Source organism: Sphingomonas lycopersici, from assembly GCF_026130605.1.
GTDB classification, from domain to species: Bacteria; Pseudomonadota; Alphaproteobacteria; order Sphingomonadales; family Sphingomonadaceae; genus Sphingomonas; species Sphingomonas lycopersici.
Map to the genome: position 1 here is coordinate 210,864 of NZ_JANFAU010000006.1, position 23,592 is coordinate 234,455.

Annotated in this window: 28 protein-coding genes; 6 read left to right on the top strand and 22 right to left on the bottom strand. The window is 68.7% G+C overall.

Going from position 1 to position 23,592, the window contains the following annotated elements; translation table 11 throughout:
* Positions 1-2 precede the first annotated feature (2 nt).
* The 14 genes from fliQ to NED98_RS13975 form a co-directional block, all read right to left on the bottom strand.
* The gene (gene fliQ / locus NED98_RS13910; RefSeq protein WP_265270548.1) at positions 3-275 is read right to left on the bottom strand and encodes a flagellar biosynthesis protein FliQ; all 273 of its coding nucleotides are present in this window, start codon (positions 273-275) and stop codon (positions 3-5) included.
* Between the two features lie 8 nt (positions 276-283).
* Positions 284-1,180: a flagellar type III secretion system pore protein FliP gene (gene fliP / locus NED98_RS13915; RefSeq protein WP_265313432.1), complete on the bottom strand. Its 897-nt coding sequence runs from the start codon at positions 1,178-1,180 to the stop codon at positions 284-286.
* Positions 1,177-1,446 (bottom strand): flagellar biosynthetic protein FliO, encoded by a 270-nt coding sequence (locus NED98_RS13920; protein ID WP_265313433.1) that lies wholly within the window; start codon positions 1,444-1,446, stop codon positions 1,177-1,179. The genes fliP and NED98_RS13920 overlap by 4 nt, the downstream gene beginning before the upstream one ends.
* Before the next feature lie 7 nt (positions 1,447-1,453).
* Positions 1,454-1,756: a flagellar motor switch protein FliN gene (fliN, locus tag NED98_RS13925; RefSeq protein WP_179512802.1), complete on the bottom strand. Its 303-nt coding sequence runs from the start codon at positions 1,754-1,756 to the stop codon at positions 1,454-1,456.
* Positions 1,753-2,691 carry a flagellar motor switch protein FliM gene (locus NED98_RS13930; protein ID WP_179512801.1) on the bottom strand — a complete coding sequence of 313 codons (939 nt, stop codon included), beginning with the start codon at positions 2,689-2,691 and terminating at the stop codon, positions 1,753-1,755. Before NED98_RS13930 ends, fliN begins: the two co-directional genes overlap by 4 nt.
* Before the next feature lie 6 nt (positions 2,692-2,697).
* Positions 2,698-3,321, bottom strand: a complete 624-nt coding sequence (locus tag NED98_RS13935; RefSeq protein ID WP_265313434.1) for a flagellar basal body-associated FliL family protein — start codon at positions 3,319-3,321, stop codon at positions 2,698-2,700.
* A 17-nt stretch (positions 3,322-3,338) separates the two neighbouring features.
* Positions 3,339-4,967 carry a flagellar hook-length control protein FliK gene (locus NED98_RS13940; RefSeq protein WP_265313435.1) on the bottom strand — a complete coding sequence of 543 codons (1,629 nt, stop codon included), beginning with the start codon at positions 4,965-4,967 and terminating at the stop codon, positions 3,339-3,341.
* Positions 4,968-5,004: 37 nt separating this feature from the next.
* Complete coding sequence (locus tag NED98_RS13945; protein ID WP_265270557.1) at positions 5,005-5,433, bottom strand: hypothetical protein; 429 nt, start codon at positions 5,431-5,433, stop codon at positions 5,005-5,007.
* Positions 5,426-6,751 (bottom strand): FliI/YscN family ATPase, encoded by a 1,326-nt coding sequence (locus tag NED98_RS13950; RefSeq protein ID WP_265313436.1) that lies wholly within the window; start codon positions 6,749-6,751, stop codon positions 5,426-5,428. The genes NED98_RS13945 and NED98_RS13950 overlap by 8 nt, the downstream gene beginning before the upstream one ends.
* Positions 6,752-6,884: 133 nt before the next feature.
* Complete coding sequence (locus NED98_RS13955; RefSeq protein ID WP_265313437.1) at positions 6,885-7,640, bottom strand: FliH/SctL family protein; 756 nt, start codon at positions 7,638-7,640, stop codon at positions 6,885-6,887.
* Entirely contained in the window at positions 7,633-8,652 is a 1,020-nt protein-coding gene (gene fliG, locus NED98_RS13960) for a flagellar motor switch protein FliG (RefSeq protein WP_179512795.1), read from the bottom strand. The genes NED98_RS13955 and fliG overlap by 8 nt, the downstream gene beginning before the upstream one ends.
* On the bottom strand, positions 8,649-10,352 hold the full coding sequence (fliF, locus tag NED98_RS13965) for a flagellar basal-body MS-ring/collar protein FliF (RefSeq protein WP_265313438.1): 1,704 nt from the start codon (positions 10,350-10,352) through the stop codon (positions 8,649-8,651). Before fliF ends, fliG begins: the two co-directional genes overlap by 4 nt.
* A gap of 3 nt (positions 10,353-10,355) precedes the next feature.
* Entirely contained in the window at positions 10,356-10,712 is a 357-nt protein-coding gene (fliE, locus tag NED98_RS13970; protein WP_265270565.1) for a flagellar hook-basal body complex protein FliE, read from the bottom strand.
* Positions 10,709-11,980 carry a sigma-54 interaction domain-containing protein gene (locus tag NED98_RS13975; RefSeq protein WP_265313439.1) on the bottom strand — a complete coding sequence of 424 codons (1,272 nt, stop codon included), beginning with the start codon at positions 11,978-11,980 and terminating at the stop codon, positions 10,709-10,711. Before NED98_RS13975 ends, fliE begins: the two co-directional genes overlap by 4 nt.
* Positions 11,981-12,243: 263 nt before the next feature.
* On the opposite strand from NED98_RS13975, the gene NED98_RS13980 reads away from it, so the two are divergent.
* Positions 12,244-13,068, top strand: coding sequence for a flagellin N-terminal helical domain-containing protein (locus NED98_RS13980; RefSeq protein WP_179512791.1), 825 nt, complete (start codon positions 12,244-12,246; stop codon positions 13,066-13,068).
* Between the two features lie 386 nt (positions 13,069-13,454).
* Here NED98_RS13980 and NED98_RS13985 read toward each other — a convergent pair whose 3' ends face one another.
* The 8 genes from NED98_RS13985 to NED98_RS14020 form a co-directional block, all read right to left on the bottom strand.
* Entirely contained in the window at positions 13,455-14,201 is a 747-nt protein-coding gene (locus NED98_RS13985) for a sigma-70 family RNA polymerase sigma factor (protein ID WP_265270569.1), read from the bottom strand.
* Positions 14,198-16,258 (bottom strand): flagellar biosynthesis protein FlhA, encoded by a 2,061-nt coding sequence (gene flhA, locus NED98_RS13990; RefSeq protein WP_265270570.1) that lies wholly within the window; start codon positions 16,256-16,258, stop codon positions 14,198-14,200. The genes NED98_RS13985 and flhA overlap by 4 nt, the downstream gene beginning before the upstream one ends.
* Positions 16,259-16,264: 6 nt before the next feature.
* Complete coding sequence (locus tag NED98_RS13995; protein ID WP_265313440.1) at positions 16,265-17,119, bottom strand: lytic transglycosylase domain-containing protein; 855 nt, start codon at positions 17,117-17,119, stop codon at positions 16,265-16,267.
* A gap of 220 nt (positions 17,120-17,339) precedes the next feature.
* Positions 17,340-17,654, bottom strand: a complete 315-nt coding sequence (locus NED98_RS14000) for a flagellar protein FlgN (protein WP_265270572.1) — start codon at positions 17,652-17,654, stop codon at positions 17,340-17,342.
* Positions 17,641-17,931, bottom strand: coding sequence for a flagellar biosynthesis anti-sigma factor FlgM (gene flgM / locus NED98_RS14005; RefSeq protein ID WP_179512786.1), 291 nt, complete (start codon positions 17,929-17,931; stop codon positions 17,641-17,643). The genes NED98_RS14000 and flgM overlap by 14 nt, the downstream gene beginning before the upstream one ends.
* A gap of 68 nt (positions 17,932-17,999) precedes the next feature.
* Positions 18,000-18,500 carry a flagella basal body P-ring formation protein FlgA gene (locus tag NED98_RS14010; protein ID WP_265313441.1) on the bottom strand — a complete coding sequence of 167 codons (501 nt, stop codon included), beginning with the start codon at positions 18,498-18,500 and terminating at the stop codon, positions 18,000-18,002.
* Positions 18,497-19,039: a flagellar motor protein MotB gene (locus NED98_RS14015; protein ID WP_265313442.1), complete on the bottom strand. Its 543-nt coding sequence runs from the start codon at positions 19,037-19,039 to the stop codon at positions 18,497-18,499. The genes NED98_RS14010 and NED98_RS14015 overlap by 4 nt, the downstream gene beginning before the upstream one ends.
* Positions 19,036-19,707 (bottom strand): motility protein A, encoded by a 672-nt coding sequence (locus NED98_RS14020; RefSeq protein WP_265313443.1) that lies wholly within the window; start codon positions 19,705-19,707, stop codon positions 19,036-19,038. The genes NED98_RS14015 and NED98_RS14020 overlap by 4 nt, the downstream gene beginning before the upstream one ends.
* A gap of 349 nt (positions 19,708-20,056) precedes the next feature.
* On the opposite strand from NED98_RS14020, the gene NED98_RS14025 reads away from it, so the two are divergent.
* From NED98_RS14025 to NED98_RS14045, 5 genes are read left to right on the top strand one after another with little or no spacing between them, the layout of a single operon-like run.
* Positions 20,057-20,401 carry a flagellar basal body rod protein FlgB gene (locus NED98_RS14025; RefSeq protein WP_265270577.1) on the top strand — a complete coding sequence of 115 codons (345 nt, stop codon included), beginning with the start codon at positions 20,057-20,059 and terminating at the stop codon, positions 20,399-20,401.
* Positions 20,398-20,817, top strand: a complete 420-nt coding sequence (gene flgC / locus NED98_RS14030) for a flagellar basal body rod protein FlgC (protein ID WP_432423326.1) — start codon at positions 20,398-20,400, stop codon at positions 20,815-20,817. Before NED98_RS14025 ends, flgC begins: the two co-directional genes overlap by 4 nt.
* A gap of 3 nt (positions 20,818-20,820) precedes the next feature.
* The gene (locus NED98_RS14035; RefSeq protein WP_265270580.1) at positions 20,821-21,522 is read left to right on the top strand and encodes a flagellar hook assembly protein FlgD; all 702 of its coding nucleotides are present in this window, start codon (positions 20,821-20,823) and stop codon (positions 21,520-21,522) included.
* Between the two features lie 20 nt (positions 21,523-21,542).
* A complete protein-coding gene (locus tag NED98_RS14040; RefSeq protein WP_265270582.1) occupies positions 21,543-22,805 on the top strand; it encodes a flagellar hook protein FlgE in 1,263 nt (420 codons plus the stop codon).
* A gap of 26 nt (positions 22,806-22,831) precedes the next feature.
* Positions 22,832-23,584 carry a flagellar basal body rod protein FlgF gene (locus tag NED98_RS14045; protein ID WP_265270584.1) on the top strand — a complete coding sequence of 251 codons (753 nt, stop codon included), beginning with the start codon at positions 22,832-22,834 and terminating at the stop codon, positions 23,582-23,584.
* Positions 23,585-23,592: the final 8 nt, after the last annotated feature.

A 23,592-nucleotide genomic window follows, 5' to 3' on the forward strand; every position in this document is an offset into this window, starting at 1 on the left:
CGTTATTTCACCAGATCCGGAATCCGATCGAAGATGCCGATCGTGAAATCGCTGAGCAGCCCGAGGATCAGCCCGCCGAACAGCATGATCGAGATCGCGACGACGATCAGCTTGGGGACGAACGACAAGGTCTGCTCGTTGATCGAGGTCGCCGCCTGGATCATGCCGAGGATCAGCCCCGAGACCAGCGCCGGGATCAGGATCGGCGCGGCGGCGAGCGCCAGCACCCACATCGTCTGGTTCGCGACGGTCAGGAAATAATCAGCGTCTGCCATGAAAATTCTCAGGTCGCGAAGGAGTTAGCGAGGCTGCCCATCGTCAGCGCCCAGCCGTCGACCAGCACGAACAACAGCAATTTGAACGGCAGCGAGATGATCGTCGGGGAGAGCATCATCATGCCGAGCGACATCAGCACCGTCGCCACCACCAGATCGATGACGATGAACGGCAGGAAGACGAGGAAGCCGATCTGGAACGCGGTCTTCAATTCGCTCGTCACGAACGCCGGGAGCAGCACCGAAAAGGGGATGTCGTCGGTCTTGGCGTAAGGCCCGGATTTCGCCATTTCGGCGAACATCGTCAGATCCTTGACCCGCGTCTGCTTGGCCATGAAGGCGTGGAGCGGCGTGCCGGCATGTTTGATCATCTCGGTCCCGGCGAGTTTGCCGGCGGCATAGGGCTGGATCGCCTCGGCGTTGATGCGGTTGACCACCGGCGCCATCACGAAGAAGGACAGGAACAGCGAAAGCCCGATAAGCACCTGATTCGGCGGCGTTTGCTGAAGGCCGAGCGCCTGACGCAGGATCGACAGCACGATGATGATCCGCGTGAAGCTGGTCATCATCAGTACGATCCCGGGGAGGATCGTCAGCAGCCCCATGATGATCAGGACCTGCAACGACAGCGAGAGCGAGCCGTTGCCCGGCTGGCTCGAGGCGGCGCCGCTCGAAAGCTGGCCGAGCGCGCGATCGAGCGCGTCGCCGACCCCCGGGGTCGCCGGGGCGGCGGGCGCCGCCGGCGGGGCGACCTGCGCGAAGGCGGGCATGGCGATGATCAGCGCGACGACCAGCGCGGCAATCACAAGCGTGAACTTTGTGAACTTTGACCCGCCGTGCGCCGCGCGGCGCGCGTTCGGCTGGCGGAACAGCGCCGGGCCGTCACCGATACGCGTCACGCTCATGCGAGGTCACCGCGCGCGACGGCCTTGTCGACCAGCGTCACCCCGCCGCGCCCGACCGAGACGAGCAGTCGGCTGCCCTCGAAATCGACCACCGCGAGGCGGAGGCCGGGGGAGATCATCATCGTTTCCTTGACTGCGATCAGCCGCGTCGGCGCCTTGCCGGGCATGCGGCTTTCGAGCCGCCGCCACAGCCACAGCGAGCCGATCATCAGCCCGCAGACCAGCGGCAGCAGGATCACCAGCTTGAGAACATAAGCCCACATCATCGCCGGATCAGCCGCGCTTCTCGGGGTTGGCGAGCTCGGTCATGCGGACGCCGAAGCGATCGCCCACCGTCACCACCTCGCCGCGGCCGATCAGCGTGCCGTTGACGAACACGTCGAGCAGTTCGTTGGCCTGCCGGTCCAATTCGATCACGCTCGATTCGCCGAGCGCGAGCAATTCGCGGAGCGTGAGCTGGGTCGAGCCGATCTCGACCGTCAGCTTCACGTCGACATCCTGCAGCAGCCGGAAATTGGCCGCCACCGCGCCCGCGGCGTCCGCGTCGGCCGCGAAAGAGCCGGTCATGTCGTTCATGCGTTATTTCCTTCGAGACTCGCGAGTTTGGTGAGGCGGATCGCGGCATGGCCGTTGGCGGTGCCGACGGTGCCGATGCCGAGCCGATCGTTGCCGACCATCACCGGCACGTCGTTGGTGAAATGGATCGGGATCACGTCGCCGGGCTTCAGATCCATCAATTTGGCGAGGCTGATCACCGGCTCGGCGAGCACCGAGCGCACCGGGAAGCGCACCTGCATCGCCGCGCGGGTCAGCGCCGCGCTCCATTGCGCATCCTGCTCGGCGGCCTTGGCGACGACCTTGCCGGTCAGCGCGGTGCCGTGCGGCTTTAATGCGGAGACGGGATAGACCAGGTCGATGAACACCGGGCGGGCATTGCCCTGCGCGATCCCGAAGCGGGTGACGATCATCGCGTCGTCCGCCTCGATATTGGTCAGCATCGCGGCATTATGCTCGCACCGCCCGACGGTGAAGCCGACCCGCGCGAGCGGTTCCCACGCGGTGGCGAGCGGCGCAGCGATCATCTCGCCGAGCCGGCCGACCATCGCCTCCGCCGCGGGCGAGAATTCGTGCGGCAGCTCGATCGGGACATAGCCGACCCCGCCGAAGAACAGGTCGAGCAGTTCGAGCACGAATCGCCCGTCGAACACGCAGAGCGCGGTGCGCCCCTCCATCCCCAGCGGCAGCCAGGCGGTGAGCGTATCGGGGCGTTCGGCGCGATAATCGGCGAAGCGCTGCACCATCAGCGGCTCGGCCCAGGTCCTCAGCTCCTGCCGCAGAATCGGCTCGAACACCCCGCGCAGGCTGCGCGCGAGGCGCGCCGAGAGGTGTTGCAGCGTGTGCAGATCGCCGAACGGATTGAGCTTCGCCTGGCCGAGCCCGCTCGCATTGACGGGTTCGCCGCGGGCGGCCCCGCGGCGTCCGGCGTCGGATGGTGAAGCGGTGTTAACCATGCCCGCTCACTGAACAACGAAATTGGTAAAGTAGACGTTACTAATCCCGCCGAAGCCTTCCTTTTCCTTGAGCACCTTGTTGATCGAGGCGGCCAGCTTCTTGGCCAGCGCCTGCTTTCCGTCGGAGGTGAAGACCTGATCCTCGGTGGTGTCGCCCAGCGTCATCAGCACCGCGGAGCGCACCGCGATGTCGTTGGTCTTGAGGTTCTGGATCACCGTATCGTCATAGGGCGTCGAGACCGCGATCCCGATCTGGAGGAAGTGCACCGAATCCTGCAGATTCGCGGTGAACTCCTTCTCCATCGCGTAATAATTGGAGGCGAAGCGGTCGCCGCCCTCGCCCGGGGGAGTCGGCATGCCGTGATCCTCGGCCTTGGCCTCGCCCTCGCCGCCGCCGTGGCCGCCTTCCTTGCCGTCCTTGCTCGGGCGCTTCTGCTCGCTCTTGGGAACGAGGTGCGGGCCGGGGGCGACGGCGGCCTTGTGCCCGCCGATCAGCCCCGAGCCCGAGGCATAGAGACCGGCGCCGACCCCGCCGCCGATCAGCGCCACCGCGCCGACCGCCAACAGCGCGATCTTGCCGATCTTTCCCTTCTTCTTCGGCGTTTCCGCCTTGTCGTCCTTGTCACTCATGTCATGTCCCTCGGGTATCAGGCGATACGTTCGTCGCTTGCCGCCTCATCGTCGGCGCTCGCCGCGCTGGCGGGCCGCATCGGTGCGGCGGCGGTTCGTTGTTGCTGTTGCTGTTGCTGCGCGGCGGCGTGCCCGCCGGCATCGGTGGTGGCGCTGCCGGTCGAGGCGGAAAGCTTCAGCCCGCGCGCTTCGGCGAGATCGGCGAGCCGCGGCTGCGCGTCGGCGAGGATCTGCCGCGTCTCGGGCTGGTGCGCGACGAGATGGACCGACACCGCATCGCCCTCGCGCTTCAGCGACACGTCGATCGCGCCGAGCGCGGCGGGGATCAGCCGGATGCGGGTGTCGCTGGCATTGGCGGTGTCGCGCAGCGCCTCGATCCGCTGGATCATCGCCTGCGGCCAATTGTCCTGCTTCAGATCGAGCGTGGCGTGGCGTGCGTCGGCGGTCGCGGCGACCGCGTGGACGGCATTGTCGGTGCCGGCGGGGAGCACGAACGTCGCGGCCGGTTGCGGCGCGGCGGCGGTGCGCTCGTCGGCGGCGGCGCGGCGGATCGCCTCGGCGAACACCTGCGCGGCCGGGGCGATCGCGATCGGTTGCGGCGCGGGTTGCGACGCGGCGACGGCGGCCGTCTGGGGCGCGACGGGCGCCGTCGGCGCGGTCGTGCGCATTCCCTCGCTCGGTGCGGGTCCGGGCGCCGGTGTCGCGGGCGTTTGCGGTGCGGGCGTCGCATTGACCTGAACCGAATCGATCGGCCCGAGCGCCATGATGGGCGCCGCGGGCTGGACCGGCGCGACAAGCGGCGCGGCGAGTATTGCTGGCGCCGGTGCCGGAACTGGCGTCGGCGGCGGCGCGGCAGCGGAGACCGGAGCCGGGCGCAACGCCGCGATCAGCCGATCGAGCGGCGCGGGTGCGGCGGCGAGCTCGAGCGCGGGAACGGGATCGCGCCGCGTGACCGGTGCGGCTGCGGGCGGTGCGGCCGGCTGCGCGGGCGGGTTGCCCGTGGCGGCCACGGTACGCGCGCGATCCGCGCGCAAAGGCTGCGCCGCCGGCTGCTCCTGCGGAACCTCTACCCCGTTCGCCCTGAGCCTGTCGAAGGGCGGCCCCAGCTCGCGAATGGCAGGACGCCCTTCGACAAGCTCAGGGCGAACGGGGGTGGAGGAGGCGGGTTCTGCTGCGGCTTCGGCTGGCGCAACGCTGGCGTCACCGCCGGGCGCTTGTTGCGCGGGAGCGGTGGGGATCGTCGGCGCTGGCGTCGCGGCAACGGGCGTCGTCGCAGGTGTCGCCACTGGATCGGGCACGGCGTCCGTCAACACCGGCGCGGCGACAGGCATCATTGTCGGCGGCGCCGCCGGGCTCGGCGCAGCCTCCGCGGCCTTCGCCACCACCGGCTCGGTCAGGGTCGGCAGCGCAGGCGGCATCATCCACGCCAGCGCATCCGGCAAGCCGCTCTGATCGTCCGGCAAATCCTTGCCGGGGGCGGCATCCTCCTGCCGGGCGTCGCCGGTATCGGACGGATCGGCGGGCTTGCCCTCGACCGGTGCGAGCAATGCAGGGAAAGACGCGGGCGCGCCCGTGGCGACGCCGGGCGGCGTCGCGGGGCTGCCCGTCTTGGTGAAGATCAGCGCCAGATTCGAAACTGCGGTCATGGCCCCTGTGTGTCCGTCGGTCTTTCCGACAGACCGATCAGCAAAGATCGTGCCGGATTTTCCCGGTCGGTCGCGTCGGCGGCGCATCGCGCAGCTTGCGGATTTCGCGCAGCGCCGCCTCGGCCTCGCCGCGTGCGATCAGTTTCTCGATTGCGCTCTGGTCGCGCTTGGCGCTGCGGGTCGCTTCCGCGGCGCGCTCGGCCTCATATTCGGCGGTGCGGACGCGGTTGGCGGCGGTCTCGGCCGAGCGATGCAGCCGCTCGCGATAATGCGCGGCGGCGGCAAGCGAGAAGCCCGCGCCGCGTTCGGTCGCCGGGGCGACGTCGGCGGCGAGCCGCGCGATCCGCGTCGAGAGCGCGCTTTCCTGCGCATGCGCATCGCGCGCGCGCGCCTCGGCCGCCTGCGCCAGCCCATATTGCAAGGTGCGGACGCGCAGCACGCGCGCGAGCTTGCGCGTGTCAGCCATCGCCGAACACCCCGGTCAGTTCGGTCACCGAATCCTCCAGCGTCACGCTCGAGGCGGCATCCTGGCGGATGAATTCCATCACCGCCGGGTGGCAGGCGATCGCGGCATCGATCTCGGGGTCGGAACCCGCGCGATAGGCGCCCATCAGCACCAGATCGCGATTCTCCTCATAGGTCGCGAGATGCCGGCGCAGCACCCGCGCGGCGTGGAGATGCGGCGGCGACGCGATATCGGTCATCACGCGGCTGACCGATTTGGACACGTCGATCGCGGGATAGACCGCGCGTTCGGCGAGCGTGCGGCTCAGCACGATATGCCCGTCGAGGATCGAGCGCGCCGAATCGACCACCGGATCATTGCCGTCGTCGCCGTCCGCGAGCACGGTATAGATGGCGGTGATCGATCCGCCCGAGGTCACGTCGGTGCCGGCGCGTTCGATCAGGTTGGGCAGCATCGCGATCGCCGACGGCGGATAGCCGCGCGCCGAGGCGGGTTCGCCCAGCGCCAGCCCGATCTCGCGCCCGGCATGCGCGACGCGGGTCAGCGAATCCATGATCAGCAGCACGTCCTTGCCCTCGGCGCGGAACGCTTCGGCGATCGCGGTGGCGCGGAGCGCGCCGCGGATGCGCAGCACCGGCGAATGATTGGCCGGCACCGCGACGACCACGCTCTTGGCGCGCGCCTCGCCCGCGACCTTGGTCTCGAGGAAGTCGGCGACCTCGCGGCTGCGCTCGCCGATCAGCCCGATGACGATCACATCGGCGCGCGCGGCGCGGACCATCATCCCGAGCAGCACCGATTTGCCGACCCCGGAGCCGGCCATGATGCCGATCCGCTGGCCCTTGCCGATCGTCAGCAGCCCGTTGATCGCGCGGACGCCCACATCGAGCGGCTGGAGCACGCGGCCGCGATCGAGCGGCGACTGGAGCTTGCCCGCGAGCGGCCACGCCCCCGCGCCGCGGATCGCGCCGAGCCCGTCGATCGGGCGCCCCGCGCCGTCGACCACGCGGCCGAGCAAGGCGGCGCCCACTTCGGCCTCGCCTGGGGGGCCGATCGGGCGCACTGGGGCGTGTGGCAGCAGCGCGGCCGGGCCGCCGAGGTTCATCAGCAGGGTGCGGCCGTTGCGGAAGCCGATCACCTCGGCCTCGACCCCGTCCGCCTTGCCGCCGACCTGGCAGACGGTGCCGACCGGCAGGTTGAGCCCGACGGCTTCCATCAGCAGCCCGTCGAACGAGGCGAGGCGGCCCGAAACCTTGGGGGTCGGGAGAAAATCCCCGACCAGGGCGTCGAGATAATCGGTTGCGAACCGGGTGAGCATGCAGGCGCCTCGCGTTTTAAATCTGAGCTACCCCGGCACCTTCCACCCCGGCGAAGGCCGGGGTCCAGCATCGGACCGGTCGTGACTGGACCCCGGCCTTCGCCGGGGTGGATCGTATTTTGCGCACGATGCCCTAACCTGCCGGCACCGCGACCTTGTCGAGCGCGGCGGCGAGCTGGTCGAGCCACAGGTCCGGCCCGTCCTCGACGATCGTCGAGGCGGTTTCGAGCTCGAAGCTGCCGCGCGCGATCTGCGCATCGGCGACGGGGAATACCGTCGCGGGCAGATGCCCGTCGAGCAGCGCCATATCGGCCGGGTTGACCCGCAGGATCGCGCTTTCGGACGCGTCGGCGATCAGATCGGTCGCGGCGGCGACGCGTGCGGCGAGCAGGTCGCCCGATACGCCGATCTCGCCGACCAGCCGGGTGACGAGATGCTCGACCGTCTGGCGCATATGCTTCGCCAGCCGGTCGCGATCGATCCGCGCATCGTCGCGCAACGCGTCGGCCAGCCTGGCGAGCAAGGCGCGGTCGCGCTCGGCGGTGGCGGCGGCTTCGGCGCGCGCCGCGGCGAGGCCGGCGGCATAGCCTTCGTCATGCCCCGCCTGACGCGCGACCTCGGCCGGATCGATGAACGGCGCCGGCTCGGCATTGGCGTCGAGCGGGTTCCAGCCCTCGGTCGGGTTGGTTTCGGGATCGGCCGGCGCATAGCTGCGCGGCTGGGGTTCGGCCTCGGTGTCGCGGCCGAACGCGCTCTTGATCCGCGCGATCAGATCGGCCGGCGCGAAGCCGGGCTCGCGATCGGCGAAGGTGCGGCTGAGGCGAATCGCCGCATCGCTGTGCCGCGCGGAAAGCCCGACGACGAAATCGTAAGAAGCCGCCTCAGACATAATCGTCCTCGCCTCCGCCCATCTGGATCGTGCCGTCCTTGGCAAGATTGCGCGCGATCTGGATGATCGCCTTCTGCGCCTCGAGCACTTCGGACAGCTTCATCGGGCCGCGCGCTTCCATCTCGTCGCGGATGCCATCCGCGGCGCGTGCCGACATGCAGCCGAGGAAGCGGTTGCGCGCCGCCTCGTCGACGCCCTTCAGCGCGCGGGTCAGGATGTCGCCGTCGATGTTGCGGATCAGCGTGCCGAGATTCTTGTCGTCCATGTCGAGCAGGTTGTCGAAGACGAACATCGCCTCTTCGATCGCCTTGGCGGTTTCCTTGTCGAGCTTGAACAACTTGGGCATCACGCGCTGCTCGGTCGCCTTGCGCGCGCTCTGCAGGATCTTGGCCGCCTCGCGCGTCCCGCCCAATTGCACCTGGGTGCCCTGTCCGCCGCCGCCGCTGCGGTTGGCGAGCATCGCGCGCAATGTCTCCACCGCTTCCGGGGTGATCGGGCCAAGCTTGGCGATACGGTGAAGGATCTCGGGCTGCGCCGCATCGGGCAGCAGTTCGAGCACCTGGCTTCCCACCGCCGGATCGAGGTTGGCGATCAGCACCGCGGCGATCTGCGGATGTTCCTTCTCGATCATCGCCGCGATCTCGGTCGCGTCGAGCCAGTCGAGCAGGTCGATCTCGCACGCCGCCTCGGGCGGGGTGATCCGCGCGAGCACGCTATCGGCCTTTTCGGGGCCGAGCGCGCGATGCATCACCGCCTCGATCTTCGGACGCGGGTCGAAGCTGATTCCGGTGCGCTCGCGCGCGCGATCGACGAAATCGTCGAGCACGCCCTCCACCTCGGCCTCGCTGACGTCGGCGACGGTGAACATCGCCTTGCCGAGCTGGCGCACCTCATCGGGTTCGAGCTTCTGGAGGATCGCGGCGGCTTCTTCCTCGCCGACCAGCATCATCAGCACCGCGGCGCGCTCGACCCCGCTGAAGCTGCGCACGACGGCGTTGGCGGGCGCGTTCATTTCGCCTCGGCTCCCATCATATCGCGCACCGCAAGCGCCGCGCGCGCCGGATTGTCGCGGGTGAAGCCGCGCACCGCATGGACGCGCTGCTCATAGCCGCGCGCTTCTTCCAGATCCTCGATCCCGACCGGATCGGTGACGCGGATGCCGTCTTCGCTTTCGCCCTCGCCGCTGGCGCTGCCCATCGGCGCGCCGTCGGGCCCGGCAAGCGCGCCCTTCGCGCCGCTTTCGGCATCGGCGCGCTTCTTGAGCATCGCCTTGAGCAGCGGGCGGACCCCGAGCAACAGCACGAGCAGCGCGATGACGATCGCGGTCAGATTGCGCGCGAGCATCGGCAGCCAGCTATTATCATACCATTTCGGGCCGCTCGCCGCCGCCGAGGCATCGGCGAATTTCTTGCTGATGACGGTGACATTGTCTTGCCGCGCGGCATCGTAGCCGACTGCCGACTTCACCAGATCGGTGATCTGGTTGACCTCCATCGCGGTGCGGCGGCCCTTTTCGGGCTCGCGCAGCAGCACCGCGACCGACAGCCGCTTGATCCCGCCCGGCGCGGCGCGCGTCACCGACACTTCCTTGCCGAGATCGTAAGCGCGCTGGAACTGATCGGATTGCTTGTTGGCGTCGGGTGCCGGGCCGCCCGCGACCGGCGAGGCGCCGGGGGCCGGCTGACCGCTCGCGCCGACCGCTGGCTGCGGCTTCTGCAGCTGGCTCGCCGGGGGCGGGGTGTTGCTCAGCGCACCGGGGATGCCCCCCGGCGGTTGGCTGCCGGCGGGCGCCTGGTTGCCGGTCCAATTGCCCGCCTCGGCGCGCAACGTGCCCTGCTTGTCATAGGTTTCGCGGGTCGCCTGCATCTCGTCGAGATTGACGTCGGCTTGAACCTCGGCGGTGAAATTGCCCGCGCCGACCAGCGGGGTCAGCAGCTGGATGAGCTGCTGGCGGTATTTGTCCTCGATCTGGCGCTGGACGCGAAGCCGCTGTTCGCTGCCATTGTCGCCTTGCCCGCCCGATTTGGAGAGCAGCCCGCCCATCTGGTCGACCACCGTCACATTGTCCGGCTTCATCCCCGGCACCGACGAGGCGACGAGGTTGACGATCGACGCGACCTGCGCGTCGCTCAGCGAGCGTCCCGGCTGGAGCTTGAGCACCACCGAGGCCGACGGCGCGGCATTGTCGCGCACGAAGGCGCTGGCTTCGGGGGTGGCGAGATGCACCCGCGCCTCGACCACCGTGTCGATTTCCTGGATCGAGCGCGCCAATTCGGTCTCGCGCGCCTGCCGCAACCGTTCGCCCTCCACCGCGCGCGAAACGCCCATCGGCAGCTGGTCGAGGATCGCATAGCCGGCCGGCGCGGTCTTGGGCAGGCCTTGCCCGGCGAGCAGCATCCGCGCGCGGGCGTAATCGTCCTCCGCGACGGTGACCGTATCGGTGCCGGTATCGACCCGGCTCTTGATCCCCGCGGCGGTCAATGCCGAGGTGACCGCGGCCTTGTCCGCATCGGCGAGCCCGGCGAACAACGTCTTCTGCGGCGGCGAGGACAAGAGCGACCAGGCGAGCGCAGCGGCGCCGATCAGCCCGATCAGCAGCGCCATCGGCCCGGCGCGGCGGACCGCGGGCTGCGCGAGCATGCCCTGGATCTGCCGCAGCGGATTGGCGAAGCGTTCGGGGATCGCGGATGCTGGGGTGAGTGCGTTTGCCATGTCTTACACCGGCATGCTCATGATGTCCTTATAGGCGGACAGGATCTTGTTGCGGACCTGCAGCGTCGCCTCGAAGCCGACCGAGGCTTCCTGGCGCGCGAGCATGACCTTGGCGATGTCGATCGTTTCGCCGCGCTCGTAGGATTCGGAGAGCGCGCCGGCCTTCTGCTGGGTCTCGTTGACCTTGGAGAGCGCATTTTCGAGCGACTGGGTGAAGCTCGGCGCGCCCTGCGCTGCGCCCGCCGCGGGGGCGGCGCCCGCCGTCTGGCCGGCGCGCGCCAGCGCGCTGTTGCGTTCGAGGATCTGCGCGCGCAGCGCCATCACGCGCTCCACGCCGCCGAGGCTGTCGATCGCGCTCATGCCGAGGCCACCTTGCCGTGCGGCGCGGCGATATCCTCACCCTGTTCGCGTGCCTTGGCGAGCCGGTAGCGCAAGGTGCGCTCCGAAATGCCCAGCCGGCGCGCGGTCTCGATCCGGCTGCCGTTGCACGCCTTGAGCGTCTCGCGGATCGCGGCGAATTCGGAGAGTTGGACCACCTTGCCCAGCGTCGCATTATCGGCCTCGACCGGTGCGGCCGCACGCGGCGCGGGGCGGTCGAACACGATATGCTCGGCCTCGATCGTGCCCCCGGCGGCGAACAGCAACGCGCGCTGGATCACATTTTCCAGTTCGCGGACATTGCCGGGCCAGTCGTGCGCGGTGAGCGCGACGATCGCCTCGGCCGACGGCCAGGGGATCGTCGTGCGGTTGCCGGCGTGGCGCAGGATCATCGTCGCGGCGAGCGCGGGAATGTCCTGCGGGCGATCGGCCAGCGCGCGCGTGGTAAGCGGGAAGACCGACAGGCGGTAATAGAGGTCGGCGCGGAAGCGGCCCGCCGCCACCTCGGCCTGAAGATCGCGGTTGGCGCAGGCGATGACGCGTACGTCGACCGCCACCGGCTGGGTTGCGCCGATCGGCACGACTTCGCGTTCCTGCAGCACGCGCAGCAATTTGGCCTGCAGCGCCAGCGGCATTTCGGCGATCTCGTCGAGCAGGATCGTCCCGCCGTGCGCCGCGCGGAAAAAGCCTTCGCCGCCCGAGGAGGCGCCGGTGAAGGCGCCCTTCTGGTGGCCGAACAGCATCGCCTCGAGCATGGTTTCGGGCAAAGCCGCGCAATTGAGCGCGATGAACGGGCCGTCGCGGCGCGGCGAATTGGCGTGGATCGTCCGCGCCAGCACTTCCTTGCCGGTGCCGGTCGGGCCGTTGATCAGCACGGTGATATCGGCTTCCGCGACTCGCTCGGCGAGTGCGAACAGCGCGAGACTTTCGGGGTCGGCGGCGGTCGGCATGTCCGGGCCGGCGATCAGCGCGCGGGCGAAGGCGTTGCCGACGACCGAGTCGGTGTGGCCGAAGGCGATTCGCGCCGGGGCGCCGTCGCGCGCCGGGATCACGATTCGTTCCGCGTCGCCCCCCCCGATCACGACCGTGCGCGCGGGTGCCGGGATCGGCTCCCCGGGCGCCGTCAGCCAGATTTTGTCGGCGTTGACGCGGCTCTGCGACGGCTCGACGGCGATGCCCTGAGCCCGCAGCGACGAGATGAGCGCAACATGGCTTTCCGCAACCGTGGCGGATGGAACGATAGAACGCATTGGCCCCCCTGAGCGTGTGAGCCCTAGATGGGAGAAAATAGTTAACGACGGGTGTAATGCGTTGCCGGCCGGCAGATTTTTTCCGGGCGCGCGCTCGCATGCGTGCGCCGGCACATCGCCCGCGCGCGAGGCGGGGCGGGGAGCGATTTTTTTCGTCGTCGATCGCTAAATCACGCTGGGCGCCGGCCGTTTCAGGGGGCGACGGCCCAGCCATCCGCGCTAACGGGGGGCGGCGGAACCGTCAGTTACGACGGAGACTAGAAATGACGGTTATCGCAACCAACACTTCGGCGCTGCGCGCCGCCAACGCGTCGAGCATGGCGAACAGCGAATTGCAGACCGCGATGCAGCGCCTGTCGACCGGCAAGCGAATCAACTCGGCCAAGGACGACGCCGCCGGCCTCGCCATCGCCGCGTCGATGACCACGCAGATCACCGGCATGAACCAGGGCATCCGCAACGCCAACGACGGCATCTCGATGGCGCAGACCGCGGAAGGCGCGCTGGACGAAGTGACCAACATGCTGCAGCGCATGCGTGAACTCGCGGTGCAGGCCAACAACGGCACCTATTCGACCTCCGACAAGTCGAACATCGCCGCCGAGCAGAAGGCGCTCGCCGACCAGATCACTTCGGTGCTGACCAACACCCAGTTCAATGGCCAGAACCTGTTCGACGGCACCGCCGGCACCTCGGGCGCGGTGACGATCCAGTCGGGCGCCAACACCGCCGACACGGTGACGCTGACCTTCGCCGACATCAAGAGCACCGGCGCGATCAACACCGCGATCAGCGGCGCGAGCGCGACCACCCCGCTCACCAACCTCGCCAACTTCGACGCCGGGATCGCGGCGGTGGGCACCGCCCGCGCTGGCCTGGGTGCGGCGCAGAACCAGCTCCAGTCGGCGGTCAACAATCTGACCTCGAACGTCGCCAACCTGTCGGATGCGCGCAGCCGTATCCAGGACGCCGACTTCTCGGCCGAATCGACCAACCTCGCCAAGGCGCAGATCCTGAGCCAGGCGTCGACCGCGATGCTGGCGCAGGCCAATCAGTCGCAGCAGAGCGTGCTCAAGCTGCTTCAGTAAACGACGCGTCAAACGCTTCGGCGCCGCCCCCCTTAAAGGGCGCCGAAGCCGGCATGGGAACCCCGGCGGCCGCAAGGTTGCCGGGGTTTTCGTTTGCGGGGAGCTCCCCCGTCACCCCGGCCTTGAGCCGGGGTCCATCGGGAGGCAGGCGCGGAGCAAGGGGTTCCAAAGCATCGTGCGTCAATTTGAATCATCTATTCCCGTTCGCCCTGAGCCTGTCGAAGGGCGTCCTGTCACCCGAGAGTTGGGGCCGCCCTTCGACAAGCTCAGGGCGAACGGATTCTTTAATTGCGCATGATGCGCTGGCCGCCGCGTAGCGGGCACAATGGACCCCGGCTCAAGGCCGGGATGACGTCTGCTTGGAATGTGACGGGTAACGCCGCCGCTCAGCGCGCGGCGAGCGCTTTCTTCAGCCGCGCGTGCGCGGAGGATTTGATCTGGCACACCCGCGCCGCGCCGACGCCGAGCACGTGCCCGATCTCCTCGAGGTTGAGTTCCTCGACATGATAGAGGTGGATCACCGTCTGCTCGCGTTCGGGCAGCGCGGCGATCGCGGCGATCAGCAGGTCGCGCGCCTCGCTTTCGGCAAGCTGGTCGAACGCATTGGGCTCGTCGCTGGCGAACCAGGGCTGGTCGTCGGCATAGACCTCATCGATCGGATCGAAGCGCACGGCCTCGGCGGTGGCGTAATCGGCGCGCAATTTCTCCACCGTCACCCCCAGCCGCGCGGCGGCCTCGGCGTCGGTCGGCGCGCGGCCGAACTCGTTGGCGAGCTGTGCGACGGCGCGCTGATAGTCGCGGCGGCGGCGGATCGCGCCGCGCGTCATCGCGGCGTGACGGCGAAGCTCGTCGATCATCGCGCCGCGCAGCCGGGTCGCGAGATATTGGCGGAAGGTCACCTGCCCGCGATCCTCGAAGGCGGAAACCGCCTCGACCAACGCGACCAGCCCGACCTGCACCAGATCCTCGACCTCGACCGCGGTCGAGACGCTGCCGTGGATATGCCAGGCGAGGCGGCGGACCAAAGGGAGATGCTCGCGCACCAGCGCCGTCTCGTCTCGCGCGTGCGCGCGCGGCGAATAGGTCAGCGGGGTCGCGTCGGCGAAGGCGTCGCGGTGCGGTTCGGCGCTCATGCCGGCAGTGCCTCAGGCGCGCCGATGATCGCGACCACCTCGACCGCCTTGTCCTCCGGGACTTCGAAGAAGCTCATGACGGGGGTATCCGGCAGAATGGATTTGACGAGCTTGCGGATCGCGACGCGGATCGCCGGCTGGACGACGAGCGCGAACGGCTTCGCCTCGCTGATCAGCGGCTGCGCCGCGCGCTGGAGCGCGTCGACGATGCGGCGGCCGAGATCGGGCTCGATCACATGGCGCCGCGCCGGATCGCTCCGCACCGCCTGGCCGAGCAACCCTTCGAGCCCGCCCTCGAGCGTCATCACGCGCAGCGGCTCGCGCACGCCGCACAATTTCTGGATGATCAGCGGGCCGAGCTCGGGGCGGATCAGCTCGACGAGTTCCTCGGCATCCTGCGTCTTTTGCGCGGCGACCGCGATCGCGCCGGCGATGCGGCGGAATTCCTTGAGCGGGATGCCCTCGGCGAGCAGGCTCTTGAGCACCGTGGTCAGCGTGGTCAGCGGCAACGGCTGCGGGGTGAGCGAGGCGACGAGCTGCGGGTTGCGTTCCTTCAAGCCGTCGAGCAGCGCCTGCACCTCGTCGGCGCTCAGCAGGTCGGCGGCATTGGCGCCGAGAACATGGTTAAGATGCGTCGCGATCACCGTGCCCGAATCGACCACCAGATAGCCCGCGCCGGTCGCCGCATCGGCGTCGCCGGGCGCGATCCAGGTCGCGTCGAGTCCGAAGGTCGGATCCTTGGCTTTCTTGCCGTTGAGCTCGCCGAAACCGGTGCCGGTATCGAGCGCGAGCATTTCGTCGGGCGACACCTGATCCTCGCCGAGCGCGACGCCGCCGACCAATAGCCGATAAGTGTAAGGCGCGAGGTTGATGTCGTCGCGCACCTTGACCTGCGGCACGACGAAGCCGAGCTCCTTCGAAAGCTGGCGCCGCACCCCGGTGATCCGCGCCATCAGTGGGCTGCCCTTGCGCTCGTCGACCAACGGCACCAGCCCATAGCCGATATCGAGATTGACCATCATCCCGTCGGTCACCTCGTCCCAGCCGATGCGCGACTGGTCGACCGGCTCGGGCTTGACCTCCGCCACCGGGGCGGGGCGATTGGCGATCTGGCGCAATTTCCACGCGGCGAAGCCGGCGATCGCGGCGGCGGGGAGGATCACCAGATGCGGCATCCCCGGCAGCACGCCGAGCAGGAACAGGATCCCGGCGACCGGGGTCCAGGTCCGCGCCGAGCCGAACTGGCTGCCGATCTGCCCGGCGAGATCCTTTTCGGACGAAACGCGGGTGACGATCGCGGCGGCGGCGATCGACAGCATCAGGCTTGGCAATTGCGCGACCAGCGCGTCGCCGATCGCGAGCAATGTATAGCCCTTGGCGGCGGCGGCGATCGTCATCCCGTGGCTGACCGGGCCGAGGATCAGCCCGCCGATGATATTGGCGGCAAGGATCAGGATCGCGGCGATCGCGTCGCCCTTCACGAATTTCGACGAACCGTCCATCGAGCCGTAGAAATCGGCCTCGGTCGACACCTCGACGCGGCGCTTCTTCGCCTCGTCGGGGGTGATCAGCCCGGCGTTGAGATCGGCGTCGATCGCCATCTGCTTGCCCGGCAAGGCATCGAGCGTGAAGCGCGCCGAGACTTCGGAGACGCGCCCCGCGCCCTTGGTCACCACGATCAGATTGATGATCATCAGGATCGCGAAGACGAAGATGCCGACGACATAATCGCCGCCGATCAGGAAGGTGCCGAACGCCTCGATGACATGCCCGGCGGCGCTTTCGCCCTCATGCCCGTGGACCAGCACGACGCGGGTCGAGGCGACGTTGAGGCCGAGGCGGAACAGGGTGGCGAACAATAGCACCGAGGGGAAGGCCGAGAAATCGAGCGGCTTCTGCGCATTGAGCGCGACCATCAGCACCGCGAGGCTGATCGCGATATTGGCGACGAAGAACACGTCGAGCAGCGCCGCCGGGATCGGCACCACCATCACCACGACGAGCAGCAGGATCGCGAGCGGCAGCGCGGCAGCGCGGGGATTGCCGAGGAACTTCATCGCGCGTCAGCCCCCGAGGTTCGCGAGCATGAGATAGGCGAGCCGCGCGGTATCGGGTGTCGGCTTCATCAGGCTGGCGGTCTGCGTCTGCGCGGTACGCCCCGAGAGCGCGGCGCTGGCCCAGCTCAGCGCGTCCCCCGCGCTCTGGTTGGCGCCGGTGATCACCGTCGCGCCGTCCATGTCGAGCGCCTGCGCGGCGAATTGCATGCCCGGCAAAGAGTTGCCGGTGTTGCCGGCATTGCCGGCGCCGTCGCCGAGCTTGGCGGCAAAGCGCTGATAGACGTCGCTCAGCGAGCGCGCGCTGCCGTCGCTGTTGAAGAACACCCCGCGATTGGCGCGCGCGGCGGCGGGGAACAGTGCCGCGGCGTTCGCCCCGGGGTTGGTCTGCATCGTCGAGAGGAACTGGCGCGCGCCGCCGAGCCCGAGGAAATGCGCCATATAGAGATCGGTGCCGGTGGCGGTGCGCCCGGTGGCGCTTTCCAGCGCGTCCTTATTGTCGGAGGCATGCTCGGCGGCCATCGCCGAGGCGATTTCGGGGTTGTTGCGCAGCGCGAGGATCGCCTGGCGGGTGCCCGCGTCGCTCACCGTCATCCGCCCGGAAGGGCCGCGGCTGATCGCATTCGCCGCCCAGCCCAGGCCATATTCGGCGCCGTGCTGCTTCATCACCGAAAGCCAGCTCTGCTCGACGAACTGATAGAGCCCGCGCGCCGAGGAGGTGGCGGCGCTCGCCGAGGCGTTGAGCCCGCTCTCCACCTTGGCCTGCCCGAGCAGATAGTCGAAATCGATCCCCGTACGCGCCGCCGCCCGCTGGATCGCGGACTGGATGCGGCCTGTGGCAGAGGCGATGCTGTTGACGGTCATCGGCGTGCGTTTGTTCCCTGTTCGGGGAATGACGCAGCAAGGAGCGTGCCAGTTTTAGGGCGGATTGGGCAGAAAACGGTGCCCGCGCGAAGGCGAGGGCCCAGGCTGGGCTCCCGGCTTCGCGGGAGCACAAGGAGGTCGCAAACGGGCTGGTGGGTCGGTGCCCCCACACCGACCCACCCCCGGCCCCTTCCTCGTTCAAGGAAGGGGGGAAACAGAATTACGCGTAGGCCGTGACCGGCCCGCGGCGATAGGCGTTGCCGCCTTCGCCGGTCAGCATCTGCAGCCGCCGGCGCGTATTGGCCGCCATCAGGTTGACATAGATGCGGCAGGTTTCGTTGAGCCGGTTGGCCTCGTCGGCCAGCTCGCGCAGCTCGGGGCCGGCGGGGCCGTCGCCCAGATCGCGCAACGTTTCGATCGCGGTGAGCTTCTCGCTCGTCGCGCGTTCCAGCCCGGCGATATCGTTCGCCTTCAGCGCCCCGATTTCGGCGTGGAGCGTGTCGATCACGCGGATCAGCGCGTCACGCCGGGTCACGAGACATCCAATCGTAGCGCAGCGCGATCATCCGGTCGGCGAGCGTCGCGGGCGAGATCGGGAAGGTGCCGTTGGCCAGCGCTTCCTTGATCAGCTCGACGCGGTTGGAATCGACCGGCGGCTTGGATGCAAGCTGCCCCGCCAGCGTCTGCGGCTGTTCGGCCGCCGCCGGCGGCGTATCGACGCGATTGACCGCACTCGTCTGCGACACGCGCGTAACGGGCGCGACCTGACGGTCGCCGCTCGTGACTGGCCCTGTGCCGATCGAATCCACCATGTCCGCACCTTTCCGGTTCCGCTGACATGGCGGTAAACGGCAGGCGGTAGGGAAGTTTTAGCATTTTTTTATTGGTCGCCCCAGCCGGGCAGCGTCGCGCGCCCGGCCTCGACCGCCACCGCCTGTACCGGCATGCGGCCGTCGGCAACCTTGACCATCAGCCGCTCGCCCGCCGCGGCATCGCCCAGCGCCACCCCGTCGCGGGTGATCGAGAAGCCGTCCGCGCCCGCTTCGATCGTCAACGGGTCGCCGCGGCGGATCACCTTCTCGGCGTTGCGCGCGGCGGCGGGGAGGGCGGCGGCGGGCGCGGCAGCGGCGCGTGCCGGCATCACCACGGGCACGAAGACGCGCCAGTCGGGGCCGGTGCAGGTGACGACGACCGCGTCATGCGCCTCGGTGCGCCACGCCATCGAGACCATCGGGCAGGCGGCCAGCCGCAGCCGCGGGTCGACCACCGCGCGTGCGCCGCCCTCCTGGCCGATCGCGCGCCCGGTAAAGGCGGCGACCCCGCGATCGAGCGCGGCGATATCCTGAAAGGCGACGGTGGCGAGCAACGCGAGAGCGATCATCGGGATTTCCCTTCGCCCGCAAAGGCGAGCGTGACGGTGACCTGGCGCGGGCCGGGCCGGTTGGTGGTCGAAACGAGGATGCGGCCGGGCGCGACCGTGCCGAGCGCGGCGGCGACCGCGCGGGCGCGATCGGTGGCGAGCACGATGCCGCTGCCGCTCGCGCGGTCGACGTCGGCGGCGCTGCCGTCGACCGCGCCGGTGACGGTGAGCATCACGCGGGGGTCGCGCACCGCGTCCTTCGCCCAGGCGACCAACGCGTCGGGCGCCGCCGGCAGCGCGGCGGACCCCGGGGCGAAATCGCGCAGGGCATTGGCGGCGAGCGGCATGGCCGCCGGCGCAGGCGCGAACGCAGCGCGCGGCGCGCCGCCGAAGCCCTGCCGCAGCCCGTCGGCCAGCACATGCGGGTCGAGCTTCTGGTTGGCCTGGAGCAGCACGAAAAAGCCGACCAGCAGCAAGGCGAGATCGGCGAGCGTGATCAGCCACAGCGGCCGGGTCGGCGGCGCGGCGGGAAAATCGTCGAGCGCGGCGTCGCTGCTCATGCGACATCCTCGCGCACGGGAGAAAAGCTGACCGGGCGGCACGCGCGCGGCGCCTCGCGCGCGGCGAGCTCGGCGACCGGCGCCTCGATCCGCGCGCGTTCGCTTGCTTCGATCCGCCCCGCGGCGCGCAGCCGCGCGGCGATCGGCAGCGCGACGAGATTGGCGAGCAGCGCGCCGTACAGCGTCGCGAGCAACGCCACCGCCATCGCCTGCCCGATCGCGCGCGGGTCGCTCATCTGGGTGAACATCGCGACCAGCCCGACCAGCGTGCCGACCATCCCCATCGCGGGAGCGGCCTCGGCCATCGCGCTCCACGCATCGGCGGCGGCGGCGTGACGCTCGGCGCGCGCGCGGCGGCGGCGGCGCAGCTCCTCGGCGACCGCCTCGGCGCCCTCGCCGTCGACGATCATCGTGATCGCGGTGGCGAGATCGGCGTCGGCGATCACCGAGCGATCGAGCGCGACCGCGCCGTGGCGCTGCGCGATGCGCGAGAGACTGGCGATCTGCTCCAGCAAGGGATCGGCCGAAAAGCGGCGGCGCGGCAACGTTGCCAGCGCGCGCAACGCCCGCCCGAGATCGTCGGCCCGCGTGCGCAGCATCGCGGCGACCGCGGTGCCGCCGATGACGATCACCGCCGCATAGGGATCGAAGAACATGCCGGGAGTCATGCTGCGCGTCTACGCAAGGCGTGTGCCAATTGCCGTCATCCCGCCGTCATGCCGTAGTTGATTCGGTATGACGGTGGGCGGGAAAAGTGGGATCTCCCCACCTCCGTTCGCCCTGAGCTTGTCGAAGGGCGGCCCCAACTCTCGGGCGGCAGGACGCCCTTCGACAAGCTCAGGGCGAACAGATCATATTTTCCGCGTTGCCCCAGATGCTACCGGCAAACTTGCCGGCCGACCGGCAACATCTTGCCGCCTCGGGCTGCCGCCGGAGGTCGAATCCCTTCCAGCCGGCAATTGGCACGGCCTTTGCTGATCTCTTCCGCGCACATTCCCGTGCAGGAGACCCGGCCCGATGGCCAACGATACGTTGTTCGGCGTTCACGGCACAGCACTCGAGGTGCGCTCGCAGCGGATGGGGTTGCTCGCGTCGAACATCGCCAACGCGTCGACGCCCGGCTTCAAGGCGCGCGACGTCGATTTCCATCAGGCGCTGTCCGCGGTCGAGCAGGGCGGTGCGAGCGGGTTCGACAATAGCGTCAAATATCGCACCCCGCTGCAGCCCTCGATGGACGGCAACACCGTCGATCTGAGCCAGGAGCAGACCGCCTTCGCCGAAAACGCCGTCCAATATCAGACGACCCTGGCGTTCCTGAACGGGCGCATCGCGACGCTCACGCGCGCGCTGAAGGGAGAATGAGCATGGCGACCAACGCGCCGATGACGATTTTCCAGGTCGCGGGCCGCGCGATGTCCGCGCAGCTCGTGCGGATGAACACCACCGCGTCGAACCTCGCCAACGCCGGCGGCACCGCCGGATCGGAGGATGCCGCCTATCGCTCGATCAAGCCGGTGTTCCGCACCAGCTACGATCAGGCGACCGGGTTGTCGACGGTCGATGCGGTGCAGGTCGTCACCGCGGGCGGCACCCCGACCAAGCGCTACGATCCGAGCAATCCGATCGCCGACAAGGACGGCAATATCTACGAAGCCTCGGTCGACGAGACCCGCGAGCTGGTCGACATGATGGAGACCGCGCGCAGCTACCAGAACAATGTCGAGGTGATGAACACCGCCAAGACGCTGATCCTCGATACGCTCAAGATGGGGCGCTGATCCATGACCACCACCAACAGCAGCTATGATTCGACGCTCGCCTCGCTCGGCATCCCGCGGTACGGCGCGACGTCGAACACGACGAGCAATGCGCAGTCGAACACCGGCAAGACCTCGCTCAACCAGGGCGATTTCCTGCGGCTGATGACCGCGCAGATGCAGAACCAGGACCCGTTCTCGCCGGTCGACAATACGCAGATGGTCGCGCAGATGGCGCAATTCTCGTCGCTCGCCGGGATCACCGACATGTCGACGACGCTCAAGGCAATCGCCGACAAGCTCGGCGCGACCAGCACCGCCGACGCGGTGAGCTATATCGGCAAGACCGTCCTCGTCCCCGGCACCACCGCCTATGGCCGCACCTCGGGCGGGATCGCCGGCGCGGTCGAACTCGGCGGCGATGCCACCAACGTCAACGTCACCATCTCGGATTCGAACGGGCAGGTGCTCAAGACGATGAAGCTCGGCGCGCATGCCAAGGGCAGCATGACCTATGATTGGGATGGAAAGACCGATCAGGGCCAGGATGCCGGCAGCGGGCCGTTCACCGTTTCGGTGACCGCGCAGAACAATGGCGCGACCGTTTCGTCCACCGGCCTCGTCTGGGCGCCGGTCCAGTCGGTGTCGACCGCCAGCGGCAGCGCCGTCCTCAACCTTCCCGGCATCGGCGACGTCGCCGCCGCCAATGTTCGCCAGATCGGCTGAGTCCAACAGGAGCACTATCCATGGCCTTCTACACTTCGCTTAGCGGCCTCCAGGCCTCGCAGACCGACATGGCGACGATCAGCCACAATCTGGCCAACGTCGCCACCAACGGCTTCAAGAAGTCGCGCACCGAATTCGCCGACGTCATCGCCAGCAACCTCACCTCCTCGCCGACCTCGGCGGTCGGGTCGGGCGTCTTGGTCAAGGGCAACATCCAGCAGTTCAGCCAGGGCAATCTCGTCCAGTCGGCGAACGGGCTCGACCTCGCGATCTCGGGCGACGGCTTCTTCGCGGTGAAGCCCAATCCCGATGCGGCGCAGGTCGATTACACCCGCAACGGCGCGTTCAGCGTCAACGCCGACAACGAAGTGGTCGATTCGAACGGCGGCCGGCTGCAGGTCTATCCGGTCGACGGATCGGGCGCGGTGGTCGCGACCGGGATCGAATCGACCGTGTCGCTCCGCCTCCCCGCGACCAGCGGCACCGCGGTGCCGACCACCGCGGTCAATTATTCGCTCAACCTGTCGTCGAGCGCGGGGCTGCCGAGCGGCGGCGCGTTCAGCCGCTTCGATCCGTCGACCTATAACAATTCGACCTCGACCACCGTTTACGACACCAGCGGCAACCCGCTGACCATGACGACCTATTTCCGGCGCGAGACGACCCCGGACGCGGCCGGCAACACCAATTGGTCGGCCTATAGCTTCATCGGCGATCAGGCGGTGACGGTGGGCGGCGCGGATCACACCACGCTGACCTTCAACAGCAGCGGCCAGCTCACCGCGGGCGGCAGCTCGACCTCCGATCCGGTCACCCCGTCGGGTTCGACCGGTGCGCAGACGATCACGCTCAGCTACGGCAGCGCGACGACCCAGCTCGCCTCGCCGTTCAACGTCGCCACGCGCAGCCAGAACGGCGCCGCGATCGGGCAGCTTCAGGGGGTCACCGTCGACGCCAAGGGGCTGGTCAAGGCGAGCTATTCGAACGGCGACGTGCAGAATCTCGGGATGGTCGCGATCGCCAATTTCAGCAATCCGGCGGGGTTGCGCCAGCTCGGGTCGGGCTATTGGGCGCAGACCGGGCTGTCGGGGGCGCCGGTCGCGGGGCAGGCCGGCAGCAACGGCGCCGGCTCGCTGATGAGCGGCACGCTCGAACAGTCGAACGTCGACATCACCGAGGAACTGGTCAACCTGATCGCCGCGCAGCGCAACTTCCAGGCCAATTCCAAGGCGCTCGATACCGACAATCAGATCTCGCAGACGATCATCAACCTGCGTTCGTGATCCAGCGAAACGCGGCGGAGGCGTAAATGGACAAACTGGTCTATACGGCGGCGACGGGGCTGCGCGCGCACATGCAGGCGCAGGCGGCGATCGCCAACAATATAGCCAACGCCTCCACCACCGGCTTTCGCGCCGATCGCGTGGTGTTCGATCAGATCCAGCTCACCGGGGGCGGCGCGACGCTGATGGCGCGCGCGCCGACCACCTCGGAGATCACCGACGCCGATCGGCAGCAGGGCACGATGATGGCCACCGGGCGCCCGCTCGACGTCGCGGTCGATGGCCGCAACGACTGGATCGCGGTGCAGGCGCCCGACGGCGGCGAGGCCTATACGCGGCGCGGCGACTTTTCGGTCTCGCCGTCGGGCACCTTGCAGACCGGCGACGGCTTTCTCGTGATGGGCCAGTCCGGCCCGATCACGATCCCGCCCTATAGCGGGCTGTCGATCGGCTCGGACGGGTCGATCTCGATCATCCCGCAAGGCGATACCACGGGCAAGCCGCAGGTGATCGACAAGATCAAGCTCGTCTCGGACAATGGCGCCGACACCGTGAAGGGGCTGGACAATCTGCTCCACGTCCGCGGCGGCGGGTCCCTGCCCGAGAACCTCGACGGCAAGGTGATCGCCGGGACGCTCGAGGGTTCGAACGTCAACATGACGCAGGCGCTGGTCGACATGATCGAGAACCAGCGCAGCTACGAAGTGCAGGCCAGCCTGCTCAAGAATGCCAAGGATATGGACGAAGGCGCATCCTCGGTGATGCGGCTTCCTGCCTGAGGGGGATT